At 68.4% G+C, this 12,643-nt stretch carries 13 protein-coding genes; all 13 read left to right on the top strand.

The features are described 5' to 3' along the window. Positions 1-201: 201 nt before the first annotated feature. The 13 genes from LCE31_RS12770 to LCE31_RS12830 all read left to right on the top strand — a co-directional run bounded on the left by LCE31_RS12770 (position 202) and on the right by LCE31_RS12830 (position 12,640). A complete protein-coding gene (locus tag LCE31_RS12770; protein ID WP_225014330.1) occupies positions 202-396 on the top strand; it encodes a hypothetical protein in 195 nt (64 codons plus the stop codon). An 18-nt stretch (positions 397-414) separates the two neighbouring features. Continuing rightward, positions 415-660 carry a hypothetical protein gene (locus tag LCE31_RS12775; protein WP_225014331.1) on the top strand — a complete coding sequence of 82 codons (246 nt, stop codon included), beginning with the start codon at positions 415-417 and terminating at the stop codon, positions 658-660. A gap of 77 nt (positions 661-737) precedes the next feature. Beyond that, entirely contained in the window at positions 738-1,301 is a 564-nt protein-coding gene (locus tag LCE31_RS12780) for a hypothetical protein (protein ID WP_225014332.1), read from the top strand. Between the two features lie 19 nt (positions 1,302-1,320). Beyond that, complete coding sequence (locus tag LCE31_RS12785) at positions 1,321-2,508, top strand: hypothetical protein (protein WP_225014333.1); 1,188 nt, start codon at positions 1,321-1,323, stop codon at positions 2,506-2,508. A gap of 249 nt (positions 2,509-2,757) precedes the next feature. Then, complete coding sequence (locus LCE31_RS12790) at positions 2,758-4,410, top strand: FtsK/SpoIIIE domain-containing protein (protein ID WP_225014334.1); 1,653 nt, start codon at positions 2,758-2,760, stop codon at positions 4,408-4,410. Positions 4,411-4,580: 170 nt separating this feature from the next. Next, positions 4,581-5,591 (top strand): bifunctional lytic transglycosylase/C40 family peptidase, encoded by a 1,011-nt coding sequence (locus LCE31_RS12795; protein WP_225014335.1) that lies wholly within the window; start codon positions 4,581-4,583, stop codon positions 5,589-5,591. A gap of 2 nt (positions 5,592-5,593) precedes the next feature. Beyond that, a complete protein-coding gene (locus LCE31_RS12800) occupies positions 5,594-5,869 on the top strand; it encodes a hypothetical protein (protein ID WP_225014336.1) in 276 nt (91 codons plus the stop codon). Between the two features lie 8 nt (positions 5,870-5,877). Beyond that, positions 5,878-7,158 carry an energy-coupling factor transporter transmembrane protein EcfT gene (locus LCE31_RS12805; protein ID WP_225014337.1) on the top strand — a complete coding sequence of 427 codons (1,281 nt, stop codon included), beginning with the start codon at positions 5,878-5,880 and terminating at the stop codon, positions 7,156-7,158. Positions 7,159-7,293: 135 nt separating this feature from the next. Further along, positions 7,294-8,367, top strand: coding sequence for a hypothetical protein (locus tag LCE31_RS12810; RefSeq protein ID WP_225014338.1), 1,074 nt, complete (start codon positions 7,294-7,296; stop codon positions 8,365-8,367). Further along, positions 8,367-10,364 (top strand): hypothetical protein, encoded by a 1,998-nt coding sequence (locus LCE31_RS12815; protein WP_225014339.1) that lies wholly within the window; start codon positions 8,367-8,369, stop codon positions 10,362-10,364. Before LCE31_RS12810 ends, LCE31_RS12815 begins: the two co-directional genes overlap by 1 nt. A gap of 147 nt (positions 10,365-10,511) precedes the next feature. After that, positions 10,512-11,150: a hypothetical protein gene (locus LCE31_RS12820; protein ID WP_225014340.1), complete on the top strand. Its 639-nt coding sequence runs from the start codon at positions 10,512-10,514 to the stop codon at positions 11,148-11,150. Between the two features lie 342 nt (positions 11,151-11,492). Next, positions 11,493-11,966 (top strand): RRQRL motif-containing zinc-binding protein, encoded by a 474-nt coding sequence (locus LCE31_RS12825; protein ID WP_225014341.1) that lies wholly within the window; start codon positions 11,493-11,495, stop codon positions 11,964-11,966. Further along, positions 11,963-12,640: a Pycsar system effector family protein gene (locus LCE31_RS12830; RefSeq protein WP_308042245.1), complete on the top strand. Its 678-nt coding sequence runs from the start codon at positions 11,963-11,965 to the stop codon at positions 12,638-12,640. The genes LCE31_RS12825 and LCE31_RS12830 overlap by 4 nt, the downstream gene beginning before the upstream one ends. The last annotated feature ends 3 nt before the right edge of the window (positions 12,641-12,643 follow it).

Here is a 12,643-nt window from a genome sequence, read left to right on the forward strand (position 1 = left end):
GGGGCGGGGGCGGCCCCCCCCGCCCCCGCGCGCCCCCCCCCCCCCCCCCGGGGGGGCGGCGCCCCCCCCGCGGCCCCGGGGCCCGCGCCACCCCGCCACCCGTCACGCCCTGGTGCTCGCCGCCCGGGCGGCCGCGTGGGCGTGGGAGGCCGGCCACCGCGTTACCGACCTCCACCCCCACCCCCCTCGACAGGACGACCCATGAACCGCCCGGCTCGCCTCACCGACCTCTACGACCGGTACCTGACGGCAGCCAAGACCCATGCGGCACACCGCGAGTCCTGCGACGCCTGCCGCCCCGGCGCCCCGTGCGAGGTCGGCGGGCCGTTGTGGGAGCGCTTCGAGCGTCTCCAGGACGCCTACCTCACTCAGCTGCGCAAACAGCAGCAGCGCTGACCTGCGAAGGAGAACCTGATGGCCCGTATGACCCGTGCCCGCATGAACCGCGAGGCCGACTACCTGGAGAAGGTCGCGGCGCCCCGCCTCGACGCCGCGGCGGCCGACGGAAAGCGGGTTGCCGCGGACCCGTCTCGGGGCGAGTACACCCGGTCCTGCGCCGGCCGCGCCGCCGAGATCGCCCAGGAGCACGCTGCCGAGTTCCGCAACGCCGCGCAGACCCTGCGCGAGGGGGAGCTCCCGGAGGGCTGGATTTTCGACTGAGTACTCCGTTCTGTCCGCCCCCACCGCGTGGCCGACCCCGAACTCACAGGTCGGCCACCTCTGTTGAGGAGAAAACCTTGTACCGCGTCATTCGCACCAGCGCCCTGCGCGCAGCCGTGAGCGAGGCCGAGGAAACCGCCCACTACGCCGAGCAAGCCGCCGACCAAACGGCCGAGCTGCGCGGGGAAGACTGCGACGACTACGAGCAGCAGATCACCGAGCTGCGCGAACAGCTCGCCACGGCCAAAGCCGACCTCCAGGCCGCCGAGCACGCGGCCCTGCTGCGATCCGAGGACCGCGACACCTACGAGCAGCAGATCACCGAGCTGAGCAAGCGGCTTCGCGAGGCCGACGCCGAGATCCTGCTCGACAGCGAGGACCGCGTCGCCCTGCGGATGCTGCTGCGCATCGTCCGGAAGCAGTCCGCGGGCCTGGACCGGATCTACGCCCTGTTCCGACACGGACGGCTGCACAGCGTCCATCTCTCCACGGACGACGCCGAGGCCGCCGCCGAGGAGGAGGGCGCCCCTCGCGACGGATGGACCAGCCACGCGCCCGGCGCCGGACTCCCCCCGGCCAGCGAGGTCACGTGGCGCATCCAGCCGCTCCGCGTCCGAAGCGCCCATCCCTACAACCACTGATCCGGCGAGAGAGGAACACATGAACAGCGAGAACGAGGAAGGAACGGCTCGGTTCAGGCGGTGGCTGGAGGGCCACCGCTCTCCGCGCGGGATCGTGCTCGCGGTCCTCGGACTGGTGACGCTCGGCGTCGCTGTCCTGTCCGTGGCCGTCAGCTACCAGATCCTCGACCCCCGCTTCGGGCTGTGGGCCGCGCCCACGGTCGGCGCCCTGGACGCCCTGTGGGTCGTCTTCCAGGCCACCGAGATCCTGGCCGGCAACAACCACGCTCGCGTCGGTCGCGTGCGCTGGGCAGGGCTTACCCTGACCGGCATCAACGCGGCCATCCCGACCGCCGAGCTGGTCGCGCACAGCGGCGGCGCCTTCGACCTGGCCATGGTGCTCACCCCGATCGCGATCGTCGCGACCAAGGGCACCTGGTGGTTCGTCCTGCCGGCACTCGGACGCCGGGTATCCGCCACCACGCGGCAGACCATCGACACCAAGCGCCAGCACGTCGCCGACCGCCTGGAGGAGATGGAGGCCGAAGCCGCGCACCGCATCGAACTCCTCCAGGCCGCGACCGACCTGGAAACGCGCGTCGCCCGGGCCGAGACGGCGTACCGCCTGTCCGTTCTCCAGACCCGGCAGTCCACCACCGAGGCACTCCACGCACAGGCCCAGGCCACCGAAACCACGCTGGCCGAACGGCCGCTGCCCGCAGCCGTCACAGCCATCGCGCTGCCGCAGCTCGACACCTGGAACCCCGGCACACCTGCCCTGCCTCCCGGCACGGTTACCGGCACGGCAACCCCCAACCGTCACACCGACGGCACGCAGGTCAACACGGGTGCGGCGAATTCCGGCACGGCACCCGGCACGCCCGGTGTGACGGAGTCCGGCACGCCGTCACGGGAGGGCACCTCGACCGTCACGGTCGAGCAGCTCGCAGCCGTCGCGGGCGTGCCGGTCCCCGTAGCCGGAGAGCGGCTGACCGACTCGCAAATGAACGTGGTCCTGCGCCACCTGCGCTACGCCGACGAACCGCCGCGCTCCTACCGCCAGGCCGTCACGGACTTCCGCGACGCCGGCTACGTCGGCAGTGAGGAGCGCGTGCGCCGTGTGTGGGGCGGCCTGATGTCCAAGGAGGAGACCCCGGGCACCGGCCACACCGATACGCCGCGGGAGGGGTCCGAGGACGCGGACGACGACGAGGACGCCGACGCCTGATCAGGCGTCACACCCTGTCCGGCACCACCAGTGAGGGCCAGCCCGCGCACCCTGCGGGCTGGCCCTTGCTGCGACTGCCGGAAGCAGCAACGCAGTCGATCAGTGCAGAGCCAGTGAGTGACCTGGTGAGCGAACTATGCATTCGCAGACCGCAGGAAGCAGACCTGGCGAGCACCCCCATCCCGGAACGACCCCATGTCGGGGCGGTTCGCCGCTACACCGGCACGACCCGAAACGACAAGGACAAGAGTGACAAAACGCAAACACAACAGACGTCACGGGCGCTACGACAGCCCGGGCAGCGATGACCTCTACGGGCAAGCGGCCGGCGCCATCGGTGGTCTGGCCATCTCGTTTGGTGCCCTCGCCGCCATCAAGGACAAATTGGGCCTGTCGTGGCCAGTGACGGTCTTGGTCACGGCCGGAGGCCTGGTCGGACTCGGATACCTGGCCTGGCGTATCCGAACCACAGTCAGGCGTCTGTGGGCGCACGAGGACCGCACGGCTCCTGCTGCCGCAGCAGCGGCGAGCGCGACGGTCGCCGTGCCTGCGGAGATCGCCGTTCCGGCCGAGCAGGTACATCCACAGCTGACGTCGAAACTGGTCACGGCCGGTGCCATTGGCCGTGACCAGGTCATCAGGGCGGACGAGGTCACGATTGAGCAGGTCAAGACCGGCACGGTCTACGACTTCCTCATGCCGCCGGGCCGCACCTACGGCGACGTCGAACGGCGCCTGAGCCAGGTCGCCGGAGTGTTCGGCGTGACTCGGCTGCATCTGACGCTCGATCGCAGTCGCGACAGCGAACGGCGTGCACGGCTCCTGGTGCTCGACCAGGAGCCGTTCACACACCCCTTCCCCACGCCGACCAGGTCGGAGATTGAGGCTTTTCACGGCGTGGCCGTCGGGCACGACGTCACCGGCCAGCTCGCCGGCGTGCCGACTTTCGAGAAAGCCTCGCTGCTGGTCGGCGGCATGACGCAGATGGGGAAAACCACGCTGATCAACGGGATCATCACGTGCCTGCTGATCGCCTACGGCGAATTCGACCTGTATCTCCTCGACGGAAAATTCTGCGGGCTCACCAGGTTTTCAAAGATCGCCACCCGATACGAAGCATCCGACCAGCCCGTTGTGTTCGAGAGCATCGTTGACGAGCTGAACGGCCGCTCTGACGGACGTTACGCGAAGATGCAGGAGGCCATCCAGAATAGGCAGCCTGCGCCGAAGTTCCGGCCGGTCTTCTTCATCGTGGATGAAGCTGCCGACTTCTTCGCCAACGACGGGACGAATGAAGGGAAGGAGGACACGCGGCGGATTGCAGAGAAGACACGTTCTCTCGTGGCGAAGTGCCTGGAGTCCGGAATTTCCACGATCCTGCTGACACAGCGCCCTGCGCAGAATGCAATTCCGGTCATGGTTCGCGACCAGTTCCTGTACCGCATGTGCATGTATGTGGCGTCGGAAGGAACTGCAAAGGTCGCTCTCGGAGACACCTACTTCGAGACCGTGGCTCCGATCAACCCTGCTCTGCTCAACCCCGATACCAAGGGGCAGGGCGTCCTGTTCGCGAACGGACGATCCACACTCCTTCGCGGATTCGACTTCCAGGATGCTTTCGTCTGGGACGTCGTGGACGAAGTGGAATCACGGCAGCAGAAAGCCGTAGAGGCGGCCCCGGATTCTCCGGTCAAACAAGCCATCGATCTCATGCGGGGAAACGGAGTCGATTTCATGCCGACTCCCGAGCTGGCTCTCGCCTTCGGCATCACGGAGAGCGATCCGGCAGAAGCCGGAAAGAAGCTGAACAAGCTCCTCGGCATCCCCTCGTCCCGCGCCGCCAAGGGCGTTCGGGGCTACCGGCTGGCCGACCTCACCGCCGCCGCCATGTCCGATTCGTGACCGTCATCGGGCACCGCACCCGGACCGCATCGGAACCGCACCCGCACCGTCACCCGGCAGCCTCGGGTGACGGTGTCGGTCGGCTGGGTGCGGTCCGGGTGCGGTCCGGGTGCGGTCACGGGTGACGGTCCTGAGCTGCGCATACACCTCAATCCCCAAGAGAAGGAGGGATGAGCCCCTTGAAGGCCTCCGCAGCGGTCACGATCGGCGTGGGCGCGACTGCGGCCGTGATCGTGGCCGCGCTCGTCCAGGGCGCCGGCGACGACCCCGTCTCCGCGGCGCTCAGCCTGGCCGTGCCCAGCGAGTACAAGTCCCTGGTCGAACAGGCAGGGAGTCTGTGCCCGCAGGTCACACCGAATGTCCTCGCCGCGCTTCTCACTCAGGAATCGGACTTCAACCCGAAAGCCAAGTCGACGGCGGGCGCGGAGGGCATCGCGCAGTTCATGCCCGCCGCATGGAAAAGCCACGGATTCGACGGAAACCGCGACGGTAAAACTGACGTATGGGACCCGCAGGACGCCATCCCCTCGGCGGCTGGCTACCTGTGCGACATAGCGGACGACGTGAAAGACGTCCCGGGAAACAAGCAGAACAACATGCTCGCCGCGTACAACGCCGGAAGCGGCACTGTACGCAAATATGGCGGCGTTCCCCCCTACAAGGAAACACAGAACTACGTCCAGGCCATTGACGCACTCGCCAACCAACCGGCGAGCGGAAAAAACGGCGCTACTCTGACGGAAGCACAAGCGGCTGCCGCTGTCGACACGGCACAGGAGATGATCGGAACCCCATATTCATGGGGCGGCGGAAACGCCAGCGGCCCCAGCACAGGGTCTTGCTGCTCGCCGGAAGGCCATTCCGGTACGAGCATCACCGGATTCGACTGTTCGGGGCTCACTCTCTACGCCTATTCGCGGGTCGGTATCACTCTGCCCCGCACGGCAGCCCAGCAGTACGCCGCATCCGAGCCGGTAAAACCAGGAGAACAGCGCCCCGGGGACCTGGTCTTCTACGGCAACAGTGCCGCGAGTATCCACCACGTCGGTATTTACATCGGCGGTGGCTGGATTCTCGACGCCCCCCGACCCGGAACCAAGGTCCGTATCGACCCCATGGGTGCAATGACCGACCTGTACGGCGTCGCCCGCCCCGTATTCCATTCCAGCAAGGAGATCTGACCGTGCGCTCACTCATCATCCTCGCCAAGCCCGTCGACATGTCCGGCGGATTCAGCGATTTCTTCAAGACCATCGGGATGACCGGCGGCGGCCTGGTCACCAAGGGCATCGCCGCCGTGATCGCCATCATCGCCGTGCGGATGCTGCTCTCGGCCTCCCACGACCCCAAGGGCTCGCTGCGCAAGGGGTCGATGGCGCTCGGCACGCTGTTCGTCGCCGTGATCCTCGCTCTCTACGGCAACGAGCTGTTCTCCACTCTCCCCGGCACCACGAGCTGAGGACCGGTATGGCCAACACCAGCGACAAGACGACCGAGTCGTGCGATCTGCTGCACGGCCTGGTCAAGGACTACTGCGAACACAAGAAAGGAGGCAGTGCCGGGAAGGACCCGTGTAGCGGCCTCCCTGGCCCGGCCAAGGATCTCTGCGAAAGCGGACACGGGGGCGGCGGGGGTTCCACCGGTATCACCGGAGGCGCCTCTGGCCACGTCGAAGATCTCGCCATGAGCCTGATCAAGACGCTCAGCAACCTGGTTGCTCCGGGGCACACGTGGGCACCCGAGAAGGCCTCCAGCGGTGTGTACGCGCCGTTCTTGTGGCTCGGACAGCACCTCGCCGTCGCGATCTTCTTGAGTGTGGTGGTGGTCTGTGCCATGACCGCGTGGCAGGGCGAGCCCCGGCTGCGGCAGATGGGCGCGTCAACCGGAGCGGCGCTGGCGGCCGTGGCCGGCATGGCAGCCGTCCCGGGCGTAGTGCTGCTACTGAACAAGGCCATCAACAGCGCGTTCACGACCGCGTTCAACAGCAACGAGACCACCCTGTTTGGTGCCATCCAGCGAGACATGGAGAACGGAGCAGATGCGAACAACCCGCTCGCGACCCTGATCATCATCTCCGCGCTCGTCGTCGCGTTGGCCTTCGCGACGCTGGTGTTCCTGACGCGCAATCTGGGGATTCTGGCGTTCGTCTGCATCGCGCCTCTGGTGCTGGCCTCCCTGGCCCGCAGCGGGGACACGTCCGCGGTGCGGGCGTGGGGGCAGCGACTGCTGGGGGTGATGTTCTGCCCTTTCGCACTGCTACTGGTCAGCCCTTTCGTCCAGTTCGCGAAGGGCTCGCTCGTGGTGGACTCCGTGCTCCTGGTCGCCGCAGACGCCCTGATGCTGCGGATGATCTTTCACGGCATTCCCTACATCGGACCGCGCGTCGCGGGCGCCGCCCGGGAGCTGGTGGAGCGCCACACCACCAACCGCCTCGGTCACATGGTGGTACGCGCGGGCGTGCCGACCGTGTACGAACAGGAGAACTCCCCGCGCGGATACCGGACCGTTCAGACACCAGGCCGGGCCGTGCACCAAGACCGAGGGGTGCTGTTCGCCGCATACGGCATCAGGCAGCGTGAACGATCCCCGCGGCTCACCACGGCTTCCGCAATCACGCAGGCCACGCGCGAGGCCGGGCGCAGCGCACAGATCAGTCAGGCGCGCCGGGACGCGCGAGCCGCCGCCGGATTCCCCGCTCCGGCGCCCCGTGCTCCCCGGCCGGCGCCCGAGGAACCGAACAATCCGTAACCCAGTTCCGTAACCCGAGTGCGGCTCCCCGGCCCCGGTGGCTGCCCTCCCTTCTCTGGTGAGGGCGCCCGCCGGGGCCGGTGCCTGCCCGTGCTCCTGGCCGGCGACCGGCCACAGACTTCATGGAGGCAGCTCGTGTATTCCCTGACGCCCGGTTACCGCATCCCCGCCCTTCAGCGCGGCCTGAGCCCCGCCGAGAGCCTGCTGACCAAAGCGAACGCAGGTATCGGGAGCGCCGTGCTGATGTCGGCACTGATGTCTCCACCGCCCGCCTGGACATTCGGCGCGGTCGGCGCGGCTGCCGCGCTCATCAATGTGGCGCCCGGCCCCCGCTCGATCGCACGGTGGGCCGCAGTGGGCTACCGGCACGTGCGCGAGCGCGGGGCCCCCGATGCCATGACCGGGCAGGCCGGCACCACCGCCACGTGGGGGCTGTATCCGCAGCACGGCACCATGCAGGACGTGCAGTGCCGGATGACGTTCCACGAGGCGGTCTCGCGCGCGCTCACGTTCGCCGGCGGGCAGACCCGCAGCGCGGGGATTCAGGTCCACGTCACCCACCACGCCGCGGTCGGGGAGTACACGGCACACACGCAAACCATCTCTGTCCATGTCCCCCGGGGTCTGATCAGTCAGCCCGACCGAATCCTCGACACCCTGGAGGGCGAGTTCGCCCGCCTCGGCAACCTCACACCGATGACGCCGGAGCCAACTCCCACGGTGACGAACCGCGGTTCGGGGTGGGTCGAGCTTGAAGACGGCCGCTTCGCAGCCACCGCACGGATCACCGCGTGGCCCGAGGAAGACAACGGAGACCTGATGCCCCGGCTGCTGCTGGGACACAACGAAGACCGCTCCCTCGCCGTGCTCTACCGGCCGCTGCCAGCTGCCCAGTCGCGCCGCTCCGCGAAGTGGCAGTCCGCCGCGAGAGAAGCATTCATCACCGACAAGGTCAAGGCCGCCGCCCAGGAAGCCGCCGCCGGCGCCACGCGGGGGGCCCTGGTGCAAGGCGCCGCCCTCGTCGACCTCGACGCCTACCTCACGGTATGGGGCGACAGCCCCGCAGATGTACGCGACGCCCGCTGGCAGACCTCGTTGACCGCAGACCGGTACCGCATCCGTCTCGACTGGCTGCCCGGCCAGCAGCACCGCGCCCACGTGATGACCACCCCGCACGGGGCCTCGACCAGGAAAGGAGCGATCCTCTGATGATCCGCCTGCCCTCCAGCCACGCCGCGATCACCGCCCCCCTCGTCGCCTCCGACACCTCGTTCCCCGGCATCCCGATCGGGCGCTCCCTGCTGGACGGCCGACAGTTCTGCCTCTCCCCCGTCCTGGCCGACGCCGCCCTCCTGCCCTCCACGAACAGCCTCGCGCTGGGCGGTCTCGGCTCCGGCAAGAGCACCACGTCGAAGGCGCGCATCCGGCGCGAGATCCTCCAGCACGAGCACCAGGCCGTCGTCATCGACTCCTTCGGCGAGGACAACGCGGGCGAGTGGGCGCCGCTGGTGCGCTCGCTCGGGGGCCGAGTCGTCCAAGCCGGGACGTTCACCCTCAACCCCTGCTCCGAGCTGTTCCCGCCCGCGGTGCGCGAGCAACTGGTCCGCTCGCTGATCCTGGCGGTCGAACCCGGCGCACTGACCCACCAGGCCACACACGCCCTCCAGCACGCCCTGGCCCACCCCAAGGCTGTCTCCCTCAACGGCCTGGTCGACGCGCTCGTCTCCCCGGAGAACGGCCGCTGGCCGGCTGCTCGACTGACCGAGTGGGGCGAACCGGCCGCACTCGCCCTGTCCCGCTACACGGAGGGCTCACTGGTCGGCCTGTTCGACGGGCAGGACGCGGCCCTGCCCGAGACTGACCTGCCCATCCTCTCGTTCGACTTCACCGGCCTCGACCGCAACAGCCCCGCGATCCCGTCGCTGATGGCGGCCGTATCGTGCTGGGCAGAGCACGTGTGGCTACCACAATCGACGGCCGTGCACCGCCACCTGGTCATCGAGGAGGCGTGGCAGATCCTCCTGTCCCCCGCCACCAGCGAGCTGATCCAGCGCCTGCTGAAGAACAGCCGCAAGGCCGGGCTATCGCTGGAGGCAGTGATGCACACGCTCTCCGACCTCGGCGAAGGCCGGGCGCAGGACCTCGCGCGGCTGTGCGAGGTCGCCCATGTCGGGCGCCTCGGCCCCGAGGAGGCCGAGCTTGTCGGTGTACTGCTGGGCCTGCCCGCATGGGCCATCGCCATGATCCCCAGTCTCGATCCGGGCCAGGCCGTGTGGAAGATCGGCGCGAACCACGTCGACGTCGTCCAGACCATCCTGACCGACGACGAGATCGTCCTGACAGACACCTCCGTCCGACGCCGCGCTGCTCAGCAGATCCTCCAGGACGAGCAAGACATCGACGGTGCGGAGCTGGTGATCGAGCAGGAAGAAGACGGGCCGGAGACCGACGACTACCGCGAACTCCAGGATGAAGACCCGTCCGTTGACCTCGAACAGCTCCTGACTGACGAGGGGAGCGAAGGAGACTGGGATTGGGAAATGCCGCCCAACGTGGTCGACCTCGACGCGCGACACGAGCATGTCGTGCAGGCAGCACTAGAGGGCCGGTGCAGCGAGGCCGCCGAACTCGCAGCCCTCGGAGAGCGTGAAGACATCGCCGCCCACGGCATCAACTCCCCCGAGACTGCCTCCTGGCTGTCGACGCGGGCCCGGGTGGCGGATGTCTGCGGAACGCCCGCACAGGCACAACAACTGCGGGCCACCGTTGCGAACATGAGACTCGCTGCGCCCACAGGCGCCACCGAAGACGAACACCGCCAGGGCGAGCGAACCGCTTACAAGGGTCGGGCGGGAGCAGTCCTCCACCTCGACGGCGTCCACGCGTACGTCATTGCCCAGTGGAGCACTCAAAGGGATCAGGTGACCGCCGAGCTGCGCTCATATTTCGACCGGAATGCCAAGTACCTGCGCATGAACCTCGCCGATGAGACAGCTGCCAGCGTCCAGGAAAACGGGTGGTGCCCCCGGGACCTCAAGGTCACGCAGGCCGTCACCGACCCTGCGGCAGACGTGACCGTTACCGTCGCGGTCGGCGGGAAGACCTGGCGCAACGGGTCCCCGGGCGTCGTCCGCACCGTGCGCCTGTCCCCCACCGGTACCGCCTACGACACGGAATCCGGACAGCTGCTCCCCACCGACATCTAACGCCGTCGGCGTGACGATCCTCTCCCTAGGCCCGGGGCCGCGGGCACCGTGATTCCACACAACTCACCGGAGGGTTCATCGTGCTCATTTCCCGAACGCCCGTGGCCCCGCCGCGCTACCGTCACCAGCATGGACAGGGGCACAGGCATGGATGACAACACCGGCTGGTGGTCGACACAGCCGACACAGCCCGACGCCAGCACCGATCCGCAGTGGCACCGCATCCCTTATCCCGCCACTTCCCCGGACTCGGCACCTCGCAACGACGCTGTCACAGCGACCGCATCCCGCCGCCGGCCCCGTGGAATCTGGTACATCGCCGCCGCCCTCGCCATGGTGGTTGCGACGATCAGTGTGTGGCGCACCGCTCACGATCAGCAGCAGGCCACAAGCTACAAGGGCGTCTCTGCCACGGAAGTGACCATCGACGGAGTCAAGGCTCAAGCCGCAGCCGATTGGAGTCGAGACGGCCGGTCCGTCTCGCTGTCGGCCCAGGTCGACTGGACCGAGGATCTGAAACTGGTCCGCATTGACTCGCAGGGGCGAAAGGCACAAGACAGAGAGCACCCCCTCAAACCGGGACAGGCAGCGATGCCGATCAACCTGAAGATCACCGTCCCGGTCAAGGACCGCTACCAGGCAGCCCGACTGTCTGTCGCGATCGGTGGCGCCCACTGGAAACCAAACTCCCAAGCCCCCCACCGCACCATCGAGTTCCGTTCCGACCGCACGGCCATCGACGCTGAGACGGGGAAGCGCCTCAAACAGTGGTACTCCCACCTGTGATCTGAATGGCCTGATAGCTGGCGGCCCTGCACCCTTCGGGAGTGCGGGGCCGCCCGCATATCTGCCCGAATCACCATCCGGCCGCTCCGCCTGGCCACCGCCTGACCGCCCCACGAGTGCAGTCCGCCGGTGGCCGCGCAGGGCGACCGGCCACCAACTCGGACCTGCGCCCGCCGCCCTCTCACGGGGTCGTCGGGCGCTTCGTGGTCCCGTCATAGCCTCTGGAGGGCTCACCGTGCCCATCACCTACCCACCCAACCGGCCTGGCCAGCTGCCCGCGCAGCGCTCCGGCCCATCTCGTTCGCGTCGCCCCGTTCGGCTGCTCGGCCCCCGGACTACGTGATGCCACGGCCGAGGAAGAAGCAGCGCCGCGTAGTAAGGCGAGTACCGCGCAGCGCCGCACTGCTGGCTGAATATGACCGCGGCTCCGTACCCGAGGGCCTGGTCACGCGGCGCGCCTTACGGGACGTGGGCCTGAGCCCCGGCGGCAACCGCGGCCCGGTCGCGATCCTGCGTTGCAGGCTGTGCGCCACCCGGCCGCAGTGGTCCTGCCGTCACCCCACTCGTGGCTACCTGCTCCGGGTCGACCTGGCTACGCCCAAGCGCGTCCCGACGCTCGCCCAGGAGTGGGCACTGGATCGTGCGATGGCCGCGCGACAGACCTGCCCCGGGTGCCGACGGCGCTACGTCTACTGCCTCCCGCTACACACCCAGGGTGTCTGCGACCCCTGCGACAAGGGATACGAACCAACCCCCGGCACGTACGAACTCCCGGCCCAGCATCTGCTGGCCCTCACCCGAGAGGACATCCCATGAGCTCAGCCGTCCATGCCTCCTCGTTCACCGGCCTCCCCCGGCCTGGGAACCTCCAGATCCGGTTCCTCACGATCGGCGGTGCGTACGTCGATGTCGTCGGCCAAGGCGAGCACTTCAAGAACCGCTGGGAGTGTCACGGCTGCAAGGACAGGTCACGGTTCCCTGAGGAGGACTACCTGTTCAGCATCCGCGAGAACGCCAACGGTCACGCCACCGTTTGCCGCGCCACTACGGACCGAACGGACAAGAACCTCGACGCCGCCTGCGCCACGACCGCCTCGGAGATCAGCCGCGCAGACGGCAAGGCATCTCTACTCCTCGCCTTCAACGGCGCTGTCCTCGCCGGCCTGGCGAGCCTCGCCGACAAGCCTCTGCCCGTCCCGGCCCGAATCATCGGCGCGCTTGCCATCGCCGCACTCGGTCTCGCCGCGGTCTTACTCCTCGCGGTCGTGTGTCCCCGCATCGAGGGAGAGGACCGGGCGTCCTTCCCATACTGGGCCCAGCTAGACGAGGACGCGATCGCGGCATCCATGGCCCGCGACACCCGAACGGCCCGTGTCCGCGTGCTGTCGCTCTTCGCGGTCACCAAGTTCCGCCAGCTGCGGCAGGCGATCTATCTGACCCGCGCGGCACTGGCTCTGCTAGCCCTGGCCGCCCTCAGCGCTGCCCTCTGACAC

The sequence above is a fragment of the Streptomyces sp. 8L genome, from assembly GCF_020176795.1.
In the GTDB taxonomy this organism is placed as follows: Bacteria; Actinomycetota; Actinomycetes; order Streptomycetales; family Streptomycetaceae; genus Streptomyces.